The 21,472-nt window shown below is 64.4% G+C and carries 20 protein-coding genes and 1 rRNA gene (1 of these 21 running past the window's edge); 8 read left to right on the plus strand and 13 right to left on the minus strand.

What is annotated here, in order from left to right; translation table 11 throughout:
- The 5 genes from ACH107_RS11010 to ACH107_RS11030 form a co-directional block, all read right to left on the minus strand.
- A 16S ribosomal RNA gene (locus ACH107_RS11010) occupies nt 1-139 on the minus strand; it reaches 1,322 nt to the left of the window's first position.
- 393 nt (nt 140-532) lie between these two features.
- Complete coding sequence (locus ACH107_RS11015) at nt 533-655, minus strand: hypothetical protein (RefSeq protein ID WP_310702771.1); 123 nt, start codon at nt 653-655, stop codon at nt 533-535.
- Between the two features lie 205 nt (nt 656-860).
- Nucleotides 861-1,484 (minus strand): protein-methionine-sulfoxide reductase heme-binding subunit MsrQ, encoded by a 624-nt coding sequence (gene msrQ / locus ACH107_RS11020; RefSeq protein ID WP_310692045.1) that lies wholly within the window; start codon nt 1,482-1,484, stop codon nt 861-863.
- Complete coding sequence (msrP, locus tag ACH107_RS11025) at nt 1,484-2,383, minus strand: protein-methionine-sulfoxide reductase catalytic subunit MsrP (RefSeq protein WP_310692047.1); 900 nt, start codon at nt 2,381-2,383, stop codon at nt 1,484-1,486. Before msrP ends, msrQ begins: the two co-directional genes overlap by 1 nt.
- Nucleotides 2,384-2,447: 64 nt before the next feature.
- Nucleotides 2,448-3,947 (minus strand): FMN-binding glutamate synthase family protein, encoded by a 1,500-nt coding sequence (locus tag ACH107_RS11030; RefSeq protein WP_412505901.1) that lies wholly within the window; start codon nt 3,945-3,947, stop codon nt 2,448-2,450.
- Between the two features lie 305 nt (nt 3,948-4,252).
- Between ACH107_RS11030 and ACH107_RS11035 the strand changes: the two genes are divergently transcribed.
- Nucleotides 4,253-4,726: a fasciclin domain-containing protein gene (locus tag ACH107_RS11035; protein ID WP_310692049.1), complete on the plus strand. Its 474-nt coding sequence runs from the start codon at nt 4,253-4,255 to the stop codon at nt 4,724-4,726.
- Nucleotides 4,727-5,026: 300 nt separating this feature from the next.
- On the opposite strand, the gene clpB is transcribed toward ACH107_RS11035, so the two are convergent.
- Nucleotides 5,027-7,648, minus strand: coding sequence for an ATP-dependent chaperone ClpB (gene clpB / locus ACH107_RS11040; protein ID WP_412505902.1), 2,622 nt, complete (start codon nt 7,646-7,648; stop codon nt 5,027-5,029).
- A 194-nt stretch (nt 7,649-7,842) separates the two neighbouring features.
- Between clpB and pyrF the strand changes: the two genes are divergently transcribed.
- The 6 genes from pyrF (at nt 7,843) to ACH107_RS11070 (ending at nt 14,855) form a co-directional block, all read left to right on the plus strand.
- Entirely contained in the window at nt 7,843-8,550 is a 708-nt protein-coding gene (gene pyrF / locus ACH107_RS11045; protein WP_412505903.1) for an orotidine-5'-phosphate decarboxylase, read from the plus strand.
- Between the two features lie 55 nt (nt 8,551-8,605).
- Nucleotides 8,606-9,859: a DNA polymerase IV gene (locus ACH107_RS11050; protein ID WP_310692052.1), complete on the plus strand. Its 1,254-nt coding sequence runs from the start codon at nt 8,606-8,608 to the stop codon at nt 9,857-9,859.
- A 110-nt stretch (nt 9,860-9,969) separates the two neighbouring features.
- The gene (locus tag ACH107_RS11055; RefSeq protein ID WP_310692053.1) at nt 9,970-10,938 is read left to right on the plus strand and encodes an NAD(P)H-binding protein; all 969 of its coding nucleotides are present in this window, start codon (nt 9,970-9,972) and stop codon (nt 10,936-10,938) included.
- A gap of 182 nt (nt 10,939-11,120) precedes the next feature.
- Complete coding sequence (gene pnp / locus ACH107_RS11060) at nt 11,121-13,256, plus strand: polyribonucleotide nucleotidyltransferase (protein WP_412505904.1); 2,136 nt, start codon at nt 11,121-11,123, stop codon at nt 13,254-13,256.
- A 286-nt stretch (nt 13,257-13,542) separates the two neighbouring features.
- The gene (locus ACH107_RS11065) at nt 13,543-14,448 is read left to right on the plus strand and encodes a LicD family protein (protein WP_412505905.1); all 906 of its coding nucleotides are present in this window, start codon (nt 13,543-13,545) and stop codon (nt 14,446-14,448) included.
- A 5-nt stretch (nt 14,449-14,453) separates the two neighbouring features.
- Nucleotides 14,454-14,855 (plus strand): adenylyltransferase/cytidyltransferase family protein, encoded by a 402-nt coding sequence (locus tag ACH107_RS11070; protein WP_412505906.1) that lies wholly within the window; start codon nt 14,454-14,456, stop codon nt 14,853-14,855.
- On the opposite strand, the gene ACH107_RS11075 is transcribed toward ACH107_RS11070, so the two are convergent.
- From ACH107_RS11075 to hspQ, 5 genes are all read right to left on the minus strand, one after another.
- A complete protein-coding gene (locus ACH107_RS11075) occupies nt 14,758-15,174 on the minus strand; it encodes an antibiotic biosynthesis monooxygenase family protein (protein WP_412505907.1) in 417 nt (138 codons plus the stop codon). The genes ACH107_RS11070 and ACH107_RS11075 overlap by 98 nt on opposite strands.
- A 94-nt stretch (nt 15,175-15,268) precedes the next feature.
- Complete coding sequence (locus ACH107_RS11080; RefSeq protein ID WP_412505908.1) at nt 15,269-15,922, minus strand: peroxiredoxin; 654 nt, start codon at nt 15,920-15,922, stop codon at nt 15,269-15,271.
- 126 nt (nt 15,923-16,048) lie between these two features.
- Nucleotides 16,049-16,696, minus strand: coding sequence for an RluA family pseudouridine synthase (locus ACH107_RS11085; protein ID WP_412505909.1), 648 nt, complete (start codon nt 16,694-16,696; stop codon nt 16,049-16,051).
- A 68-nt stretch (nt 16,697-16,764) separates the two neighbouring features.
- Nucleotides 16,765-17,652: a homocysteine S-methyltransferase family protein gene (locus tag ACH107_RS11090; protein WP_310691702.1), complete on the minus strand. Its 888-nt coding sequence runs from the start codon at nt 17,650-17,652 to the stop codon at nt 16,765-16,767.
- 129 nt (nt 17,653-17,781) lie between these two features.
- On the minus strand, nt 17,782-18,108 hold the full coding sequence (hspQ, locus tag ACH107_RS11095) for a heat shock protein HspQ (protein WP_310691703.1): 327 nt from the start codon (nt 18,106-18,108) through the stop codon (nt 17,782-17,784).
- 315 nt (nt 18,109-18,423) lie between these two features.
- Between hspQ and ACH107_RS11100 the strand changes: the two genes are divergently transcribed.
- A complete protein-coding gene (locus ACH107_RS11100; RefSeq protein ID WP_310691704.1) occupies nt 18,424-19,011 on the plus strand; it encodes a lytic transglycosylase in 588 nt (195 codons plus the stop codon).
- Between the two features lie 7 nt (nt 19,012-19,018).
- On the opposite strand, the gene ACH107_RS11105 is transcribed toward ACH107_RS11100, so the two are convergent.
- Together ACH107_RS11105 and ACH107_RS11110 are read right to left on the minus strand one after the other, a co-directional pair.
- Nucleotides 19,019-19,636: an outer membrane lipoprotein carrier protein LolA gene (locus tag ACH107_RS11105; RefSeq protein WP_310691705.1), complete on the minus strand. Its 618-nt coding sequence runs from the start codon at nt 19,634-19,636 to the stop codon at nt 19,019-19,021.
- A gap of 156 nt (nt 19,637-19,792) precedes the next feature.
- The coding region (locus ACH107_RS11110) for a DNA translocase FtsK (RefSeq protein ID WP_412505910.1) at nt 19,793-21,472 on the minus strand (1,680 nt) is incomplete at its 5' end.

Here is a 21,472-nt window from a genome sequence, read left to right on the forward strand (position 1 = left end):
CGGGACTATTCCGTAGTGAAGGGTACATTCCCACGCGTTACTAACCCGTCCGCCACTAAGCCCGAAGGCTTCGTTCGACTTGCATGTGTTAGGCCTGCCGCCAGCGTTCGTTCTGAGCCAGGATCAAACTCTCAAGTTGAAACGCTGTTGCCAGCGTATCCTTGACGTTCGAACCTCTGCACATCGTCCCGGTGTTCAAACGGGACAGTCATCTGTCTGTTGTGCTTCTGGTTTCATAAGAAACCGGAAACCGTCCAAACAGTGAAGCTGACACTCCATCATCGGCGTAAACCTAGGAGCGCGATATGCAGGTGTTGATCCATCGATTTGAACCAAACCGCCCACATATCTCTTCAGATACTTGCGATTTCAAAGAGCGTAGAGACAAAATCGACTGGATGCGCCCTAACTTCCTTGGCGCGCCCCGCCTCGATTACCTCTGATGTTTCTTACGTCTCGTTGGCCTTGGCTTGTCGCCGCTGCCCCGTCTGGCGTCCCGTTGTGCGCCTCAGCGCCGCCGGTGAAGGGGTATTTACGGTTTGGTGCCGGGGTCCGCAAGAGGTTTTTTCAGCCGCAGCTCGATTTTTTGGGATTCGCCCAAGTTTTCTTTGTTTTCCGTAGGTTGCTTGAAGAATGCTGCGTAGCGGCCGGCCATGTCGTAATTTTGTTACCGTCCTCTGGGGTGTGGGCGAGCTACATATAGTGCTGCCCACAAGAATATCCCCAAGACCCACCGGGCCGATGCAGGAATCATTGCCGAGTCACCCCCCCCCGCGCACCGATAAAATCGCGAGTCACCGCGTACCCCATTACCGATTCCGCCGGCTTCGGCGCGATTCACGCCTGCGCAGGCCTGCGAGTCACCCGTGCGAGGCGGCCGGACGCCCGCCAGGCCGGCGACTCGGACGCAGGCGCAGCACCAGCAGCACGCCAATCACCGCCAGCCAGATCAAGGGCTCAAGCTGAAATCCCTTCACCAGCCAGAGAAAGTGCACCGCCGCCAGCACCGCCGCCGGATAGGTCAGCCTGTGCAACTGCCGCCACTTCGGCCCCAGCTTGCGGACCGCCTTGTTGTTCGAGGTCAAGGCGAGGGGCACCAGCAGCAGGAAGGCCGCCATTCCGACCGTCACATAGGGCCGCTTCAAGATGTCGGCCCAGATCCGATCCAGGCTCTGCACGTCCAGCACGGCCCATACCAACAGATGCGCCAGCACGAGGAAGAAGGCCGAGACACCCACGGGCCGGCGAAACTTGATGAGGTTGACCCCCACCAGGCGGCGCAGCGGCGTGATCGCCAGCCCCGCGACAAGCAGCTTCAACGCCATGGCGCCGTATTCGTGCTCCAGCGCCTCCACGGGTTCCACGCCGAGGCCACCGGTGGCCCCGCGGTAGAACACCCAGACCGCCCATCCTGCACACAGTATATATATTGGCCACGCAGGAAGCCGGCGCAGGGCGGTGTTGATGCGGTCGGCCAGCGACATCAAAAAAACTCGGTCAGGTCCATGCCGTCATAGAGTCTGGCCACCTCGTCATAGCCGTTGAACATCAGCGTGTCCTGCCGCTGCGAGAAAATCCCGCCACCGATGCGCCGTTCCGTGGCCTGGGACCAGCGCGGATGGTCCACGTTCGGGTTCACATTGCTATAGAACCCGTATTCGCGCGCACTGGCCTTGTTCCAGCTGGTCGGCGGCTCGTCGGCCACAAGCGAGATGCGCACGATCGACTTGATGGACTTGAAGCCGTATTTCCACGGCACCACCAGACGCAGCGGCGCGCCGTTCTGGTTCGGGATCGTCTCACCGTAGATCCCTGTCGCCATGAAGGCGAGCGGGTGCATCGCCTCATCCAGCCGCAACCCCTCGACATAGGGAAAGTCCAGAACGCGGCGGCGCACGCCGGGCATGACATCCGGGCGCACCACGGTCTCGAAGGCGACGTAATTGGCCCCCTCCTGCACACCCACCTTGGCCAGCAGGTCGGCCAGCTCGAACCCGTTCCACGGGATCACCATGGACCAGGCCTCGACACAGCGGAACCGATAGATGCGCTCTTCGGTTTCCATGTCGCCGATCAGGTCGGCCAGGTCATAGGTGCCCGGGTTGTCCACCAGCCCATCGACGGTCACCTGCCATCCGCTGGTCTCCATCGCGGGCGCGTTCTGCACCGGGTCGCCCTTGCCCGTGCCGAATTCATAGAAGTTGTTGTAGGTGGTGATCTCTTCCCAGGTGTTCGGCTCCAGGCTGTCCTGGGCGGCCACAGGCCCCCCGATCCCGGCCGCACCGGTCGCCGACAGCACCGCAATGAGCTGGCGCCGGTTCAGCCAGAGCGGTTTCGGCGTCACGTCCTCATGGGTCAGGTCGTTCGTCCAGCGGTGGGCCATGGTCCATCTCCTTTGTTTGTCTGCTTACTTAACTTTGGGCGCGCGAAGGGCACTTGAACTCTGGTCACGATGCCGCCAGTTCGCTGTAACCCGGATAAAGCCGGTCCATGGGCACCGAGGCCCCGTCGGCCTGCACGATCCGCACATGCGCGCGGCGCATCCGACGCGGCTCGGTCACGCCGACGGAATGGGCGATGGTTTCGACCTCCTCGACAATCTGCCGGGCATAGGCGGCGACACGGGCATCCTTCTCCTCGACCACGAGGCCTTTCTGCAGGCGCGGGTCATGGGTCGTCACGCCGGTAGGGCAGGTATTCTTGTTGCACTTGAGCGCCTGGATGCAGCCCAAGCTGAACATGAACCCCCGCGCGGAGACGACGAAATCCGCCCCAGCGCAGATCGCCCAGGCCACGTCGCCGGGGTTGACCAGCTTGCCGCTGGCCACGATGCGGATGCGATCGTGCAGACCGTGGGCATCGCGAAGGTCCACCAGGCGCGGCAGGGCCTCGCGGATGGACATGCCGACAAGATCGAGCAGCGGCATGGGCGCAGCCCCGGTGCCGCCCTCGCCCCCGTCGATGGTGATGAAATCCGGCGCGGTCTCGGCGCCACGGGCCAGGATGGCCTCGAAGAGCCCCGCCATGGCGCCCTCGGTGCCCATGACCGTCTTGATCCCGGTGGGCAGGCCCGAAACCTCACGCACGTGGCCGATGAAATCGAGAAGGTCGTCCCAGTTGTCGACCTCGAGGTGCCGGTTGGGCGAAATCGCATCCTGCCCGGGCACCACGCCCCGGATCTGCGCGATCTCGGGGCTGATCTTGGCCGCGGGCAGGATGCCGCCCTTGCCGGGTTTCGCCCCCTGGGCGAGCTTGATCTCGACCATGCGCACCTGCTCGTGCGCGGCCAGCTCGCGCAGCTTGGCATCGTCCAGGTTGCCCTCGGCATCGCGGACGCCGAATTTCGCGGTGCCCATCTGAAAGACGAGATCGCAGCCCCCCTCCAGGTGATAGGGCGCGAGACCCCCCTCGCCCGTGTTCATCCAGATGCCCGCCTTTCGACAGCCCCGCGACAGCGCCCGCACCGCCGGTTGCGACAGCGCGCCATAGGACATGCCCGACAGGTTGAAGATCGACCCGGCCGCATAGGGCTGCCGCGCGCCCGGGCCGATCACCAGCGGTTCGGTGCTGGCATATTGATTGTCCAGCGGCGGAAAGGCCGCGTTGACGAAGAGCGGCGTGCCGACCACCGCAAGGCTGCGGGTCGATCCGAAGGCCACGGTGTTCCCGTCCTTTTCCGCCGCGTGTTTCACCCAGTCGCGCTGCGCCCGATTGAAGGGCAGTTCCTCGCGGTCCATGGCAAAGAAATACTGTCGGAAGAATTCGCCCAGCGTGGTGAACAGCCCCCGGAACCGTCCGATGACCGGATAATTGCGGCGGATCGCATCGCCGCGCTGACTCCGGTCCAGCACGAACAGCACAACCAGCGCCAGCAGACCGAGGCCCAGCACGAACACCAGGACCAGCGCCAGCCCCTCAAGCACGGTCAGGGCGAAGGATGAGAACATGGACGGTCTCCTTTCGCAGATCACACTGTCACGACATAGCGTGGTTGTCGCCTTCCGCGATGCCCCTGGCGTCGGTCGAAACGGCATGTCCCGATCACGGGTCATCACAGGGTTTCACCAGGTCGTGACTTGATCCGCCCGCGAGCCGTGGCTTAGCCGGCGCGGCCATTTCGTCAAACGCTGTCGGCGGAAATCCCCTGTAATCCAACGCAAACTGGCCGCGTAACAGGACCAGTGCCAATGAGGGCATGACCGCCCTGCCCGACTGGGCAAGGGCGAACGACAACGACTTTGGAGGACCACACATGCTACGTCGCACATTCATTGCCGCCACCGCCGCCGCCACTTTCGGCACCGGGGCCTTCGCCGCCGGCCACTCGATGGACATCGTCGACACCGCCGTTGACGCCGGCAACTTCACCACCCTCGTCGCCGCTGTCGAAGCCGCCGGCCTGGTCGAGACGCTCAAGGGCGATGGCCCCTTCACCGTCTTCGCCCCCACGGACGAAGCCTTTGCCGCCCTGCCCGAGGGCACCGTCGAGGGCCTGCTCGAGGACACCGAGGCGCTCAGCGCCATCCTCACCTACCACGTGGTGCCGGGCGAGGTCATGTCGGGGGATCTCTCCGATGGCATGATGGCCGAAACCGTGAACGGTGCCGAAGTAACCATCGGCGTCGGTGACAGCGTCACCGTCGACGGCGCCACCGTGACCACGGCCGACATCGAGGCCTCGAACGGTGTGATCCACGTCATCGACCAGGTGATCATGCCCGAATAATCGTCGACCACCGCGGCGTGGAAAGCCCCGCTTCGGCGGGGCTTTTCTTTTGCGCGCGCCCGGGCAAGACTGCGAGGGCACGGCAACCGGAAGGGCCGATGGCCGCAGAGGTCACGCTGATGCGAGACGAGGGCGGCCACGCGATACGGCCCGGGTCACAGAGGCCACATAGATCCTGACCAACGAGGTGCGCAAGCACTGGTCCGGCCCGCCGCACATCGGGCGAGACGGGATGGTCCTGACCGCCTGACACGCGAAAGGCCCCGCCGGATGGCGGGGCCTTTGCTCAATTTAGGCTGGTCAATGGACGACCGCGTCGTCCGGCTTGGGCCGTTCGGTGCTGCCCAGTCGTTCGCCGACCAGCAGCCCCTCGGGCCCCACGGTTACCGGCACGGTGTCCCCGTCGCTGATCTCGCCGCCCAGAAGCGCCTCGGCCAGCGGGTTCTGCAGGGCGACCTGGATCACGCGGTTCAGCGGGCGCGCCCCGAAGACCGGGTCATAGCCCTCTTCGGCCAGCCACTTGCGGGCCTCCTCGTCCAGCTCCAGCGTGATCTTGCGCGGGGCCAGCCGTTTCTGCAGGCGCGCCAGCTGGATATCGACGATCCCGCTCATGTCCGCACGGTCCAGCCGGTCGAAGACGATCTGGTCGTCCAGCCGGTTCAGGAACTCGGGACGGAAGTGGGCGCGCACGGCATCCATCACGTCCTGCTTGGCCCGCGCAGCATCGCCGCCTTCCTCCAGACGGCTGAGCGCCTGCGACCCCAGGTTCGAGGTCAGCACGATGAGCGTCTGCTTGAAGTCCACCCGACGGCCCTGACCATCGGTCAGGATGCCATCGTCAAGCACCTGCAGCAGCACGTTGAAGACTTCCGGATGCGCCTTCTCGACCTCGTCGAACAGGACAACCTGGTACGGCCGCCGGCGCACGGCCTCGGTCAGAACGCCGCCCTCGTCATAGCCGACATAGCCCGGCGGCGCGCCGATCAGGCGCGAGACCGCGTGCTTTTCCATGAACTCGGACATGTCGATCCGAACCATGGCCTGGTCATCATCGAACAGGTATTCGGCCAGCGCCTTGGTCAGCTCGGTCTTGCCGACACCGGTGGGCCCGAGGAACAGGAACGAGCCCAGCGGGCGGTTCTCGTCCTGAAGGCCCGCACGCGCCCGGCGCACGGCGTTCGACACGGCCGTGACGGCCTGGCGTTGCCCGATCACGCGGCGGCCGAGCTCGGCTTCCATCTTGAGCAACTTCTCGCGCTCGCCTTCCAGCATCTTGGACATCGGAATGCCGGTCCAGCGTTCGACAACGGCGGCGATCTGTTCCGGGCGCACCGCTTCCTCGACCATCACGCCCCCGGCCCCTTCCGCCTGTTCGGCCTCGGTCAGCTGCTTTTCAAGCTGCGGGATGATGCCGTAGGACAGCTCGCCCGCCTTTTGCAGGTTGCCCTCGCGCTTGGCGATGTCCAGGTCGGCGCGGGCGCGATCCAGCTGGGCCTTGAGGTCGCGCGCGCTTTCCAGCTTGTCCCGCTCGGACTGCCACTTGGCGGTCATCTCGGCGCTGCGGTCCTGCAGGTCGGCCAGTTCCTTTTCCAGCCTTTCCAGCCGGTCCTTGGAGGCACTGTCGTCCTCTTTCTTGAGCGCCTCGGCCTCGATCTGCAATTGCAGGATCTGGCGGTCGAGCTGATCCAGCTCTTCAGGCTTGGAATCGACCTCCATCCGCAGGCGGCTGGCGGCCTCGTCCACAAGGTCGATGGCCTTGTCCGGCAGGAACCGGTCGGTGATGTAACGCGCCGACAGCGTCGCCGCCGAGACCAGCGCCGAATCCGAGACCCGCACGCCGTGGTGCATCTCGTATTTTTCCTTGATGCCGCGCAGGATCGAGACCGTATCCTCGACGGTCGGCTCCTCGACCATCAGCGGCTGGAACCGGCGGGCCAGGGCCGCGTCCTTCTCGACGTGCTTGCGGTATTCATCGAGCGTCGTCGCCCCGATGCAGTGCAACTCGCCGCGGGCCAGGGCGGGCTTGATCAGGTTGGCGGCATCCATGGCGCCATCGGTCTTGCCCGCGCCGACCAGCGTGTGCATCTCGTCGATGAACAGGATGATCTCGCCCGCGGCCTCGGTGACCTCGGTCAGAACGGCCTTGAGGCGTTCCTCGAATTCGCCGCGATACTTCGCCCCGGCGATCAGCCCGCCCATGTCCAGCGCCAGCAGCTTCTTGTTGCGCAGCGATTCCGGCACGTCGCCGTTGATTATGCGCAGCGCCAGCCCCTCGGCGATGGCGGTCTTGCCGACGCCCGGTTCGCCGATCAGGACCGGGTTGTTCTTGGTCCGGCGCGACAGCACCTGCATGGCGCGGCGAATTTCCTCGTCCCGACCTATGATCGGGTCGATCTTGCCCTCGTTGGCGCGCTCGGTCAGGTCCTGCGCGTATTTCTTGAGCGCGTCATAGCCCTCTTCCGCGCTGGCGCTGTCGGCGGTGCGGCCCTTGCGGATGTCCTCGATGGCGCCATTCAGCGCCTGGGCATTGACCGCCCCGGCCTCCAGCGCGGTCTTGGCGCCGGATTTCACCATGGCCAGCGCCATGAGCATCCGTTCGACCGGAACGAAACTGTCGCCTGCCTTCTTGGCGATCTTCTCGGCCTCGGCCAGAACCTTGCCGGTCGCCGAATCCAGGTAGACCTGCCCGGCATCGCCGGTCACCTTTGGCAGTTTCTCGACCGCCAGGTCGATGGCCTCCTGCACGCGCGGCGCGCTGCCGCCCGAGCGATTGATGAGGTTGGCGGCCAATCCCTGGTCATCGTCCATCAGGGCTTTCAACAGGTGTTCGGGCACCATCCGCTGATGGCTTTCCCGCATGGCGATCGTCTGGGCGGCCTGAATGAACCCCCGCGACCGCTCGGTGAACTTCTCCAAGTTCATGAGCTTTCTCCTTTTCCAAGCGCCCTGTTGCGAGGCGCCCGTCACGCGGCGCGCCCCTTCGTGGGCCTCGTCGAATAAATGGGTAAAGGCGGATATGTTTTCAAGCTGTCCCACCCAGGCAAACCCGTTCCGGCTTGACCTTCGCAAGGCCAGGAGGCACCTGCTTGGGCGCAACCAGGAAAAGGACCGCCCCAATGCCCCAGACCCCCGCCGATGACCGCCTGATCGTTGCCATGGACGTGCCCGACGCCTTGCAAGGGCTGGAACTGGCCCGCACGCTGGGCGACGCGGTGAGTTTCTACAAGATCGGCCTCGGGATGCTGACGGGGGGCGGGCTGGCCCTGGCCAACGAGCTCAAGGACGAACAGGGCAAGCGCATCTTCCTGGACATGAAGCTTTTCGACATCGGCGCCACGGTCGAGGCCGCGGTGCGTGGTCTGGCCCAGTTCGATCTGGATTTCCTGACCGTGCATGGCGACCCGCATGTGGTGCGCGCCGCCGCCCAGGGGCGCGGGAACACCGACATGAAGATCCTCGCCGTGACGATCCTCACTTCGCTGGACCGCGACGACCTGGACGCCAGCTGCATCAAACCGGGCGACATGACCGACCTGGTGCAGGAACGCGCGGGCATCGCCCTGTCGAACGGGGCCGATGGCGTGATCGCCAGCCCGCAGGAGGCCGCCCTGATCCGCGCCCTGCCCGAGGCCGCCGGCAAGCTGATCGTCACCCCTGGCGTGCGCCCGGCGGGAGGCGACCCGGGCGACCAGAAACGCGTGACGACCCCGGCGCAGGCCATCGCGGGCGGGGCCGATCACGTCGTGGTGGGTCGCCCCGTCTGGCAGGCCGCCGACCCGCGCGCGGCAGCCCGCGCGATCACCGCAGAGATGGGCGCACGGTAAAGGCACACCGCCGATTCCGGCTGACTCGGCCACGACGCGCCTGTATCCTCGGCCCATGCCCAGCCTGTGCCGCGACTGCCTGCATGATTTCGAGACCGGCACCCGCTGCCCGGCCTGCCGGTCGCCGCGCGTGCTTTCGCATCCCGAACTGTTCGATCTGACCATCGCGCACATGGATTGTGATGCCTTCTATGCCAGCGTGGAAAAGCGCGACAATCCCGACCTCGAAGGCAAGCCCGTCATCATCGGCGGCGGACGGCGCGGCGTTGTCAGCACCGCCTGCTACGTGGCCCGCATCAAGGGCGTGAAATCGGCCATGCCCATGTTCAAGGCGCTGCAACTCTGCCCCGAGGCCATCGTGGTGCGCGGCCGGATGGAACGCTACGTCGAGGTCAGCCGCCAGGTGCGCGCCCTGATGGACGAATTGACCCCGGTGATCGAGCCGCTGTCGCTGGACGAAGCCTTCATGGATCTGACCGGCACCGCGCGGCTGCACGGCGCCCCGCCGGCCGTGATGCTGGCTCGGCTGGTCAAGCGCATGAAGGACGAGATCGGGATCACCGGCTCGATCGGCCTGTCGCACAACAAGTTTCTGGCGAAGGTCGCCAGCGACCTGGACAAGCCGCGCGGGTTCTCGGTGATCGGCCAGGCCGAGACCATGGCGTTCCTGCACACCCAGCCGGTGCGCCTGATCTGGGGCATCGGCCCGGCGGCACAAGACAGCCTTGAACGCGCGGGCATCCGCACCTTTGACGACCTGCTGCGCTGGGACCTGCGCGACCTGCAGCACCGCTTTGGTGGCATGGGCGACCGGCTCTGGCATCTGGCGCGGGGACAGGACGCGCGCCGGGTCAGCGCCCACAGTCCGGTCAAAAGCCTGTCCAACGAGACGACCTTCCCCGAGGACACCGCCGACCCGGACATCCTGGACGGCCACGTCTGGCGCATGGCCGAGAAGGTCAGCGCGCGGGCCAAGGCCAAGGGCAAGGCGGGGCGCGTCGTGACCCTCAAGCTCAAGCGCGCCAACCACAAGAGCCTGACCCGCCGCCAGAGCCTGCACCAGCCCACGCAACTGGCCGACACGATCTACCGCACCGCGCGGTCGCTCTTCGACGGGACCGCCACCGAGGGTCCGTTCCGCCTGCTGGGCGTGGGAATTTCCGAGCTGACACCGGCCACCGACGCCGACCGCGAGGGCGACCTGCTGGACCCGGATGCGAGCCGCCGCGCAGAAGCGGAACGCGCGCTGGACAGGATCAAGACCCGTTTCGGCACCGATGCCATCTTGAAGGGCCGCGCGCTGCGCTAGGGCACGCCAAGCGGGGCAGCAAGGCAGACATTGCGCCACGATCCTTGCCTTGGCCCGGAATGGCAACTGCGGGTTTGTGTCGTCATGCCCCTATGACGTAGACCCGAGGCATGACGACCCCGCATGATGTCTTTCTGGTCGGTGCCACCGGCACCATCGGCCGGGCCACCGCCCGTGCCCTGCGGCAGGCCGGTCACCGCGTCACGGCGCTGATCCGGCCCCGGCCTGACGCCGAGGCCCTGCTGCCCGGGATCACCCTACGCGAGGGCGACCCGACCGATGCGCGCTCGATCCGCCAGGACGGCCTGCGCGATGACCGGTTCGATGTGGTCCTGTCCTGTCTGGCCTCGCGCACCGGCGCGCCGCAGGACGCCTGGGCCGTCGATTATCGGGCCCACATGGACCTGCTGTCGGCGGCGCAGGCGGCGGGCATCAGGCACATGATCCTGCTGTCCGCCCTGTGCGTCCAGAAACCGCGGCTGGCGTTCCAAAATGCCAAGCTGGCCTTCGAAATCGCGCTGGCCGAGGCCCCGTTGGACCACACGATCGTGCGGCCCACCGCCTTTTTCAAGTCATTGTCCGGGCAGGTCACGCGGGTGCGCGACGGCAAGCCGTACCTGATCTTCGGGGACGGGCGGTTGACCGCCTGCAAACCGATCCATGACGACGATCTCGCGGCCTATCTGGAGCGCTGCGTGACCGAGCCGGACCTGCGCAACCGCATATTGCCCATCGGCGGGCCGGGTCCGGCCCTGACGCCGCGCGACATGGGCGAGATGCTGTTCACGCTGACCGGTCAAACACCGCGGTATCGCGCGGTATCGCCGCGCATTTTGACCGGCATCGCGGGCGGTCTCGACGTGTTGGGGCGGGTTTCGGCGCGCATGGCCGACCGGGCGGAATTCGCCCGCACCGGGCATTATTACGCGACCGAGTCGATGCTGGTGCTGGATTCGACGACCGGCCAACCGGACCCACGGGCCACCCCGTCGTTCGGCACGCACCACCTGCGCGACCACTACGCGGCCCTGCTCGCGGGCCGTGCCACGGATGACCGGGGCGATCACGCAGTCTTCTGACCCGGCGCGGGCGGCATCGCGTGCTTTTCAGAGGCATGTTTTTACTGTATCAGCATGACCATCTGAAACGTGACGCTCTGGACCCCGGCGCATGAGATGATGAGAGGGGTCGGCGGCAATGGGGCCGCCAATGACACGAGGGACCCGGAACGCCGGGAGCGCCCTCAGACAGGAAACGACAGATGTTCAAAGAAGTGAAAAAATCCATCCAGTGGGGCGAGGAAACGCTGACACTGGAAACGGGCAAGATCGCCCGCCAAGCCGATGGCTGCGTCATCGCCACCCTCGGCGAAACCTCGGTCATGGCCGCCGTGACCTATGCCAAGGAACCCAAGCCGGGAATGGACTTCTTCCCGCTGACCGTCCACTATCAGGAAAAATACTATGCCGCCGGCAAGGTGCCGGGCGGCTTTTTCAAGCGCGAGGCCCGTCCGACCGAGAAGGAAACGCTGACCGCGCGCCTGATCGACCGCCCGATCCGCCCGCTCTTCGTGCCCGGGTTCAAGAACGAAACCCTTGTTATGTGCACCGTGCTGTCCCATGACCTGGTCAACGACCCGGACATGGTGGCCATGATCGCCGCCAGCGCCGCGCTGACGATTTCCGGTGCCCCCTTCATGGGCCCGATCGCCGGCTGCCGCGTCGGCTACGAGGATGGCGAATATATCCTGAACCCCGACCTCGACGACATGCACAAGCTGCGCGACAATCCCGAGCAGCGCCTCGACCTGGTCGTCGCCGGCACCAAGGACGCCGTGATGATGGTCGAGTCCGAGGCCTACGAGCTGACCGAGGACGAGATGCTGGGTGCGGTCAATTTCGCGCACGAGCAGATCCAGCCTGTCATCGACACGATCATCGACCTGGCCGAGGACGCCGCCAAGGAGCCCTTCGATTTCACCCCGCCCGATTACGCGGACCTCTACGCCATCGTGGCCGCCGCGGGCGAATCCCGGATGCGCGAGGCCTATGCGATCCTCGACAAGCAGGAACGCACCAGCGCCGTTGCCGCCGTCAAGTCCGAGATCATAGAGGGCCTGTCGGAAGAGCAGCAGGCGGACCCGAACCTCGGTGCCGCGCTGAAAAAGCTGGAGTCCACGGTCCTGCGCGGCGCGGTTGTCAAGGAAGGCAAGCGGATCGACGGACGCAAGCTCGACGAGGTGCGTGACATCGTCTGCGAAACCGGCCTGCTGCCGCGCACCCATGGCTCGGCGCTGTTCACCCGCGGCGAGACCCAGGGCCTGGTCGTGACAACGCTGGGCACCGGCGACGACGAACAGATGATCGACGCGCTGGAAGGGACCTACAAGTCCAACTTCCTGCTGCACTACAACTTCCCGCCCTACTCGGTCGGCGAAGCCGGGCGCGTCGGCCCCCCGGGACGGCGTGAGGTCGGCCACGGCAAGCTGGCCTGGCGCGCCCTTCAGGCCGTCCTGCCCGCCCCAACCGATTTTCCCTACACGGTCCGTCTGGTGTCCGAGATCACCGAATCGAACGGCTCGTCCTCCATGGCCTCGGTCTGCGGCGGGTCGCTGTCGATGATGGACGCCGGCGTGCCGCTCAAGGCGCCGGTCGCAGGTGTGGCCATGGGCCTGGTGCTGGAAGACGACGGCGACTACGCCATCCTTACCGACATCCTCGGCGACGAGGACCACCTCGGCGACATGGACTTCAAGGTCGCGGGCACCGAGACCGGCATCACCTCGCTGCAAATGGACATCAAGGTCGCGGGGATCACCCCCGAGATCATGCAAAAAGCGCTGGCCCAGGCCAAGCAGGGCCGGATGCACATCCTCGGCGAAATGGGCAAGGCCCTGTCCGAGGCCAGCGATTTCTCGGTCCACGCGCCGCGCATCGAGACGATGCAGGTGCCCACCGACAAGATCCGCGAAGTGATCGGCTCGGGCGGCAAGGTGATCCGCGAGATCGTCGAGGTCTCGGGCGCCAAGGTCGATGTCAACGACGAGGGCATCATCAAGATCGCCTCGCCCAACGGCGAAGCCATCAAGAAGGCCTATGACATGATCCATTCGATCGTGGCCGAACCCGAAGAAGGGCACATCTACAAGGGCACCGTCGTCAAGATCGTCGATTTCGGCGCCTTCGTGAACTTCTTCGGCAAGCGCGACGGGCTGGTCCATGTCAGCCAGATCGAGAACCGCCGCCTGAACCATCCCTCGGATGTGCTTCAGGAAGGTCAGGAGGTCTGGGTCAAGCTGATGGGCTTCGACGACCGCGGCAAGGTCCGCCTGTCGATGAAGGTGGTCGACCAGGAGACCGGCGAAGAGGCCACGACGGAAAAGGAAGACGCGGAATAACCGCCTGTCCCCCTGAAAACGCGAAAGCCCCGGTCCGGCGACCGGGGCTTTTTGTCATATATGTCGCGATCGCTCCCCAGGCAGCGCGCGGGACCACGCGATCGGCGCGTGTAAATATGTTCCCAAGAGCGCGGAGCATCACCAAGTTCACTTGACACGGCACGCTCAGGCTGGTAGCTGTCACGAAATTGTGATAAACGTGCTTTGCACCGTTTTGCCCCGACTTTATCGTCCCCGAAAATTGCGCGTGAACACACGGCCTCCAAGCCCGACGTCTTGGGACCATATGCGAATATTCGACGATCAGGCCAGAGATCCCGATGCCGCGCGGTCTTTAAGCGTGAAAGAGTTGCGCCGACCGCTTCAGCGCGTCCCGCGTGCCGAACGCGGCGTCGAATGGACAGAACGCGTTGTGATCACCTATTGCCTAAAACGCGTGCGCAGCGCCAGGGTGCGGTCCTTGCGCAAGGATATCATCCGATATTGGGCAGAGAATAACCAACCAGAAAAAGCCGAAGATTTTTCTAATCGGGTTGATCATGCTCTTGATTTTGCCAGGCCACATGCGAAAAATTATTTCATTCAGTTTGCAGCTCACGATAATTTCAAGGCTGCTGATGAGTTACAAAAAATCATTACAACACTGCAGAATGAGGGTCAGAAGGTCTTTATCAACTCTGGAACTCTGCTTGGTGCAGTACGAGAAGGGTCTTTCATAGGCCACGATGACGATATCGATTTAGGTATAATTCTATCGTCAGAAAACGATAAAAATGCTGTCAGGGAGTTTCTTTCTATTTTTAGGATACTCGCCTCTCGGCCGGATATAAAAATTAAAACTTCCTTCAATAGCGCTGTGCTGAAAATAACTTTGCCAAGTGACATTGTCGTCGATCTGTTCCCGACCTGGGTGAAAAATGGCAAGCTTTTTATCTGGCCGCATACCTATGGCGAACTGAACGAGGCTGACCTTTTTCCGCTGAAAACATTGGAGTTAAATGGCGTGGGCTTTCCCGCCCCAGCTGAGCCTGAGAAAATGCTTGAACTCAATTATGGGTCGAGTTGGGAAAAGCCAGATGCTGATTTTGCCTTCCCTTGGCGCGAGGCACGTATCCGTTTTCGCAGCTTTCTAAAGAATTATTGGTGGTCGGTTCGGAAGCAAGCCGTATCAAGGCTCTTTGAAAGGCAATGACATCGATGAGCACCGTTCTTACCTACGGGACATTCGATCTTTTTCACATCGGCCATGTCCGCCTCCTACGCCGACTTTCGGGATACGGGGATCGTTTGATCGTTGGCTGTTCCACAGATGAGTTCAACACCCTCAAAGGCAAGAAATGTGTAATGCCATATGACCAAAGGTGTGAAATTCTGAACGCGTGCAAATTTGTGAGCAAGATCATTCCCGAAAACTCATGGGAACAGAAGGAAGAAGACGTCATAAAAGAGAACGTGCAAGTATTTGGAATCGGGGATGACTGGCGTGGCGCGTTCGATCACCTTAGACAGTTTTGTAGGGTTGTTTACCTCCCCCGAACTGAGGGGATTTCCACGACAGAACTGCGCGAAGCCGTGAAGACGATGTATCATTTGGGGTGATATAAGCGCGTTCTGCAAGATAGCCGTCGTCTGTCACGCCAAGAATTGGACGGAGGGTCCGCGCGGGCCCGGCGAAATCGGCGGCGAAACGCTGCATGGTGTCTCGAAAGACCGGCGTCTCGGCCATTGCCCGGTAGGCGGCCGGGTCGCGCCAGTGGGCGATCACGACGACCTGAAGGGCCTCCGCGTCAAGCAGCATTTCCGCGCCCAACCAATTGGGCTGATCCCGCACCAGGTCCGGATTGGTCGCGTCGAATAGCGCGGCGACCTCGGGGCCGGCGCCCGGTTTCAGGTCGACCTCTGTCATGATGGCGAACATTCATTCCCCCCGTCGTCTCGGATTCGTGCAGATCGTCACCGAGTGTCGGGGGATGGCCGCCCCGGGCGAGCCCCGGAGCGGCTGCGCCGGAGGCTCAGCCCGGTTCCTTGACCCAGCGCAGATAGGGCAATTCGACCCGCATCTCGCCAAATTTCTCTTTCGCCTTGGCATCGTCCAGCGACAAGGCGGCGATGACGTCCTGGCCCTTTTCCCAGTTGGCAGGGGTGGCGATGGGGGTGCCGTAGGTGGCCTGCAGCCCGTCCAGCGCGCGCAGCACCTCGGCGAAGTTCCGGCCCACGGACATGGGGTAGGTCATCATCAACTGCACCTTCTTGTCGGGGCTGATGATGAAGACCGAGCGCACCGAGGCCGTATCGGCCGGCGTGCGGCCATCGGGCAGATAGGCCTCGGCCGGCAGCATGTCGAAGGCCTTGGACAGCTCGAGGTCGGTGTCCGCCACAATGGGAAAGCCTGCCTTGGCGCTGGCGTGGCCCTCGATGTCGGCCTTCCATTGCTTGTGCTCGGCCACGGCGTCGACCGAGACGCCCAGCACCTTGGTGCCGCGCTTGTCCCATTCGTCGGCCAGTTGGGCTACGGCACCGAATTCGGTGGTGCAGACCGGCGTGAAATCCTTGGGGTGCGAGAAGACGATCCCCCAACTGTCGCCGAAGTAATCGTGCAGGGCAAAGCTGCCCATGTCCGTTTCGACGGTCAGGTTGGGGATCTGGTCATTGATGCGCAGGGCCATTGGTCGGGCTCCTTCCGTTGCGGTTTCAAATCATTACAAGGTCTACATATATATTCAGTCCAAGGATACCAGCCCCCGGTGGACAGTGACAGGGTGTCGCGGACCGCGACACGGGCCGTGCGCCCCTCAGAACGGGCATGTCGCGCGGAACCTGACCGCGCGCCCGCCGTCGGGGTGGCGCAATTGCAGGGCCTCGGAATGCAGCATCAGGCGCGAATGATCCAGCGCCGCGCCATCGGCATAGAACGGATCGCCCAGGATCGGATGGCCCAGCGCCTGCATGTGGACGCGCAGTTGATGACTCCGCCCGGTCCGGGGACTTAGCCGCACGCGGCTTTCCGCGTCAGTCGCGCGGACCACGCGCCAGTCGGTGACCGCCTGCTTGCCGGCCTCGTGGTCGACCATCTGCCGGGGGCGGTTGGGCCAGTCCACAATCAGGGGCAGGTCGACGGTGCCCCTGCCGGGCGTCAGCCGCCCGGCGACACGGGCGACATAGGTCTTCTTCATGCGGCGTTTCTCGAATTGCTGGCCCAGGTGTCGCTGGGCATGGGGCGTCAGGGCAAAGACCATGAGGCCGGATGTATCCCGGTCCAGACGGTGCACCAGAAGCGCCTGTGGACAGACGTCCTGCACCCGCGCGAGAAGGCAATCGGCCAGGTGCGGCCCCTTGCCCGGCACCGACAACAGGCCGGCGGGCTTGTCCACCAGCAGGATCTCGTGATCGTCATGGACGATTTCCAGCGGCGTGTCGGGCGGGGCGTAGGTGTCGCTCATGCGCGCCTGCCTCGCGCAAGTCCCGCCTGGGTGCAAGCCGGCCGACCCTATTTCGTCGTGGCCCCGGCTCAGGCGATCCGGTGTCCGGCCGCGCGCAGGCGGCGGGCGATCTCGGCGATATGAGCCGGACCCGTCTCGCAGCAGCCGCCCAGGATCGTTGCCCCGTGATCCAGCCAGGACAGCGCGTGGTCGGCATAGGACGCCGGGTCCATGTCGGGGCGGGCCTGCAGGCTGTCCGCGGTGGGATCGTCGCGCAGGAAATCCTTGGTGATCTGCGTGAAGGCATTGCCATAGGCCCCGCAGGGCAGGCCCGTGGGCGCGATGGCATCCAAGGCGGCCGGCATCGCCTCGGGGGCCGCGCAATTGGCCAGGATCGCGTCCGCTCCCCCGTCTGCCACGGCGCGGGCGGCCTCGGCCACCCGCTCGCCCGAGCGCAGGCGGCTGCCGTCCTCGTCGTCCACGGTGAAGCTGACCCAGACGGGTTTTCCCGCCGCCAGCGCGCCGTCGAGGATCGCCCGGGCATGTGTGAGCGAGGCAACCGTCTCGCAAAGGATCAGGTCCGCCCGGTCGGCCATGAGCCGCGCGACCTCGGCATACTGTGGCACGGCCTCGGCAAAGGGCGGATGGGTCTCCGGGCGATAGGTCGCCACCAGCGGCCCGATGGCTCCGGCGACACGACCCCGGCCCGCGGCGGCCGCCCGGGCCTCGGCCAGGGCCGCGGACTGAAGTGCCGCGAAGTGGTCCTCGATCCCCGCTTTCGCAAGCCGATCCCGCAGAACGGCATAGGTGTTGGCCGTAGCGATGGTGGCACCTGCGTCGAAATACTCCCGATGGATCGCCTGCAGCTGGCCGGGATGATCCATCATCGCCTGCGTGGACCACAGGGGCGTGGGGCTGTCGCCCGCACGCTTGACCATCTCCTGGCCTATGCCACCGTCAAGAAGCGTGACCCTCATAAGTATATCTCCGCCGGCGCGACCTTGCCGGCGACGCCAGACTTTCCCCGGTGCGATGTGACCCGCCCGGCACCTTGAGCACGGACCGCTCCGACGCGGCCCAGGGCAGGCAGAAGACCGGCCAAAGCCTCAGTTCAACTGGAAATGCAGCGGGTAATACCCATCCTCGAAGGGGCCGAAAAGCTCGCCCAGGTCGGGGTGGTCCACCGGTTCGCCCGAGTAATCCGCCACCAGGTTCTGCTCGGACACATAGGCGACGTAGTAGGATTGATCGTTCTCGGCCAGCAGGTGGTAAAACGGCTGATCCTTGGCCGGGCGCGCCTCTTCGGGAATGGACTCGTACCATTCCTCGGTATTGGCGAACTCGGGGTCAACGTCAAAGACGACACCGCGAAACGGATGCTTGCGGTGACGGACGACTTGCCCGAGGTAATATTTGGCGCGTGTTTTCATCATGGTCGCTCGTTTCCTGTCGGGGTACTAAAACGAACACTGCCCGATGTCCATGAACCGCGGATATAAATCATGGGAAACTGTCTGTGAAGCTCGCCCTGACCGTCCTCGGGATTTCAGCCCCGGTTTTCCCGCCGACGGCGCGCGGCACTGGTCCGGCTGATCCTGTGGGACGGGCGGAGGTGACTGCCACCGCTGTCGAGGCCTTATCTTCCATTGTGGCTGGCATTCGTGATCGACGCACGTGTGATCGCAGGTTCCCACAGGGCCTCGGATCGGCTAGACTGACTTTAATAAAACAAAAATAGCGAGAGGCAGATGAACAGACTCTTTCGCGTCGGACTGGTCCTGTTGCTCCTTGGCAGCTGTGGCGCCCGGGACGGCATTGCGCCCCGTGACCTCGACAACGCCTGTTCCATCCTGGAGGAACGGCCCCATTACACGCGGGCCTTCCGCGCAGCCGAGCACGATTGGGGCGTCGATACCCATGTGCTGATGGCCATGATCTATCAGGAAAGCAAGTTCATCTCGGACAACCGCCCGCCGCATGTCTATGCGCTGGGTGTGATCCCCACGGGGCGGCAATCCTCGGCGCTGGGCTACAGCCAGGCGCTGGACGGAACCTGGGCCGAATACGAACGCGACCGCGGCGGCCGCGGCGCCCGGCGCACCGATATCCGCGACGCGGTCGATTTCATGGGCTGGTACATGACCGCCACGGTCCAGGAAACGGGCGTGCCGCTGAACGACACGCGCAACCAGTATCTGGCCTACCACGAGGGGCGCACCGGGTTTAACCGGGGCAGCTATCGCGGCAAGGCCTGGCTCATGCGCATCGCCGACGAGGTGGATCAGCGCGCCGTTCTCTACGAGTCGCAGCTGCGCAACTGCCGCGCTTACCGCTAGGGCGGCGTCACTCCGGCCAGTCGCGCATCTCGGCCCGGATGTTGAACAGGATGTTGGGCACCTGCGCCCCCGTGACAAGATCGCCCAGCACGACTGTCGTCTGGCGCCCCGTGTCATCGGTGATGACCCATTGGCGCAACTGGACCGGGTCACCGGTAAAGACCAGCTGGATATTGCCGTAGTCCGGGTTTTCCGGGTCCTGCGCGGTGACGCTGGTGGTGGTTCCGTCGCTGGTATGCGCGGTAACCATGTTGGTGCGGGACAAGTCGATATCGTCCTGCAGGATGATCTTGAGCGGCGTTTCCCGCAGCGGGTAGCGGTCCGGGCCGGTGTTTGACCTTGGGTCGAATACCGCGAGCTGGCCGCCCCCGGCGATCACCATGGCCTGTTCGGGCGGATCGTATTCGAACCGAATCCGCCCGGGGCGACGGATAAAGATCGTGCCGGTCGAGATCGTGTCATCGGCGTTGATCTGGGTGAACTGGCCCTCGGCGGTGTCAAACGAATTGAGGTAGCCCGAGATTTCGCTCAGCGAAAGCTGCTGCGCCTGGCCCGGCCCGGCGGCCAGCACGGCCATGCCCAGCGGGGCGATGAATAGCAGACGGCGGCGTGTGATCATAGTCATGGGGGTTACCTAATATGGTCGGTGGGGCATTGCACCCGGGGGATGGCAACGACGATGCCCGAACGGCGGTCGCTAAGCGATTTCACGCCGGCGGTTATCCGATAGCGGGCGGCCGGACGGGCAGGACGGCCGGGGCGGCTTGCCCTGCGGCCACGCCTACCCCGGTTCGGGCACCAGAATCTCGCGCTTGCCGACATGGTTGGCCGGAGAGACCGCACCTTCTTCCTCCATCTGCTCGACCAGCCGCGCGGCCTTGTTGTAGCCGATGGCCAGCTTGCGCTGGATATAGGATGTCGAACACTTGCGATCCTTGGCCACGATCGCCACGGCCTGATCATAGAGGGCATCCTCGCCCCCGGTGTTGCCGCCCAGACCGAGCACGGCGTCGATGTTCGCCTCCTTGTCGTCGGCCGGGCCCTCGACCACGCCCGACTTGTAGTCCGGTGGCCCGAAGGCCTTGAGGTAGTTGACCACTTCCTCGACCTCGTCGTCGGAACAGAACGGCCCGTGCACACGGGTGATCTTGGACCCACCGGCCATATAGAGCATGTCGCCCATCCCCAGAAGCTGCTCGGCGCCCTGTTCGCCCAGGATCGTGCGGCTGTCGACCTTCGACGTGACCTGGAAGGAAATCCGCGTGGGAAAGTTGGCCTTGATCGTGCCGGTGATGACATCGACCGAAGGCCGCTGCGTCGCCATGATCAGGTGAATGCCCGAGGCCCGGGCCATCTGCGCCAAGCGCTGGATGCAGGCCTCGATCTCCTTGCCCGCGACCATCATCAGGTCGGCCATCTCGTCGACCACGACGACAATGTAGGGCATCTTCTCGGGCGCCATCTCCTCGGTCTCGAAGACCGGCTCGCCGGTCTCGTCGTCAAAGCCCGTCTGCACCGTGCGGGTGAACATCTCACCCTTGCCCAGCGCATCGGCAACGCGGCCGTTGTAGCCCTCGATATTGCGCACGCCCATCTTGGACATCTTGCGATAGCGTTCTTCCATCTCGGCCACGACCCACTTGAGCGCGACCACGGCCTTCTTGGGGTCGGTCACGACCGGCGACAGCAGATGCGGGATGCCGTCATAGACCGAAAGCTCCAGCATCTTGGGGTCGATCATGATCAGGCGGCATTCGTCCGGCGACAGCTTGTAAAGCAGCGACAGGATCATCGTGTTGATCGCCACCGACTTGCCCGACCCGGTGGTCCCCGCGATCAGCAGGTGCGGCATCTTGGCCAGGTTCGCGACGATGGGGTCGCCGCCGATGTCCTTGCCCAGCGCCAATGGCAGCTTCTGGTTGCCGTCGCCGTAGTCACGCGTCGACAGAATCTCGCGGAAGGCGACCATCTCGCGCTTTTCGTTGGGCAGTTCGATCCCGATGACCGAGCGCCCCGGTACGGTCGAGACACGCGCCGAAAGCGCCGACATGGACCGTGCGATATCGTCGGCCAGCCCGATCACGCGGCTGGCCTTGAGGCCCGGCGCCGGTTCCAGTTCATACATCGTCACCACGGGGCCGGGGCGGACGCTGACAATCTCGCCCTTGACGCCATAGTCGTCCAGAACGGTTTCCAGCATCCGGGCGTTTTCCTCCAGCGCCTCGTCGGACAGCGGATGGCGCGTGATCGCTTCGGGCGAGGTCAGAAGGCTCAGCGGCGGATGTTCATAGGCCGCGGCGGTGTCCTCGAATTGCAGGCTCGGTTGCGCCTCGGCCCGCGCCTGCGCCGAAGGCTGCGCAGCCTTCTGCGGCGGATGCTGCACCACGCCGCGCGGCTCGGCAGGGGCCAGCCCCCCGGTGTCGAACACTGCCATTGCGATGGTCATCTTTACCACCTTGTC

The sequence above is a fragment of the Roseovarius halophilus (ex Wu et al. 2025) genome (genome assembly GCF_047086965.1).

Coding starts and splice junctions, on each gene's coding strand:
- ACH107_RS11015 (WP_310702771.1), bottom strand. CDS start 655: ATGGCCGGCCGCTACGCAGCATTCTTCAAGCAACCTACGGAAAACAAA.
- msrQ (WP_310692045.1), bottom strand. CDS start 1,484: ATGTCGCTGGCCGACCGCATCAACACCGCCCTGCGCCGGCTTCCTGCG.
- msrP (WP_310692047.1), bottom strand. CDS start 2,383: ATGGCCCACCGCTGGACGAACGACCTGACCCATGAGGACGTGACGCCG.
- ACH107_RS11030 (WP_412505901.1), bottom strand. CDS start 3,947: ATGTTCTCATCCTTCGCCCTGACCGTGCTTGAGGGGCTGGCGCTGGTC.
- ACH107_RS11035 (WP_310692049.1), top strand. CDS start 4,253: ATGCTACGTCGCACATTCATTGCCGCCACCGCCGCCGCCACTTTCGGC.
- clpB (WP_412505902.1), bottom strand. CDS start 7,648: ATGAACTTGGAGAAGTTCACCGAGCGGTCGCGGGGGTTCATTCAGGCC.
- pyrF (WP_412505903.1), top strand. CDS start 7,843: ATGCCCCAGACCCCCGCCGATGACCGCCTGATCGTTGCCATGGACGTG.
- ACH107_RS11050 (WP_310692052.1), top strand. CDS start 8,606: ATGCCCAGCCTGTGCCGCGACTGCCTGCATGATTTCGAGACCGGCACC.
- ACH107_RS11055 (WP_310692053.1), top strand. CDS start 9,970: ATGACGACCCCGCATGATGTCTTTCTGGTCGGTGCCACCGGCACCATC.
- pnp (WP_412505904.1), top strand. CDS start 11,121: ATGTTCAAAGAAGTGAAAAAATCCATCCAGTGGGGCGAGGAAACGCTG.
- ACH107_RS11065 (WP_412505905.1), top strand. CDS start 13,543: ATGCGAATATTCGACGATCAGGCCAGAGATCCCGATGCCGCGCGGTCT.
- ACH107_RS11070 (WP_412505906.1), top strand. CDS start 14,454: ATGAGCACCGTTCTTACCTACGGGACATTCGATCTTTTTCACATCGGC.
- ACH107_RS11075 (WP_412505907.1), bottom strand. CDS start 15,174: ATGTTCGCCATCATGACAGAGGTCGACCTGAAACCGGGCGCCGGCCCC.
- ACH107_RS11080 (WP_412505908.1), bottom strand. CDS start 15,922: ATGGCCCTGCGCATCAATGACCAGATCCCCAACCTGACCGTCGAAACG.
- ACH107_RS11085 (WP_412505909.1), bottom strand. CDS start 16,696: ATGAGCGACACCTACGCCCCGCCCGACACGCCGCTGGAAATCGTCCAT.
- ACH107_RS11090 (WP_310691702.1), bottom strand. CDS start 17,652: ATGAGGGTCACGCTTCTTGACGGTGGCATAGGCCAGGAGATGGTCAAG.
- hspQ (WP_310691703.1), bottom strand. CDS start 18,108: ATGATGAAAACACGCGCCAAATATTACCTCGGGCAAGTCGTCCGTCAC.
- ACH107_RS11100 (WP_310691704.1), top strand. CDS start 18,424: ATGAACAGACTCTTTCGCGTCGGACTGGTCCTGTTGCTCCTTGGCAGC.
- ACH107_RS11105 (WP_310691705.1), bottom strand. CDS start 19,636: ATGACTATGATCACACGCCGCCGTCTGCTATTCATCGCCCCGCTGGGC.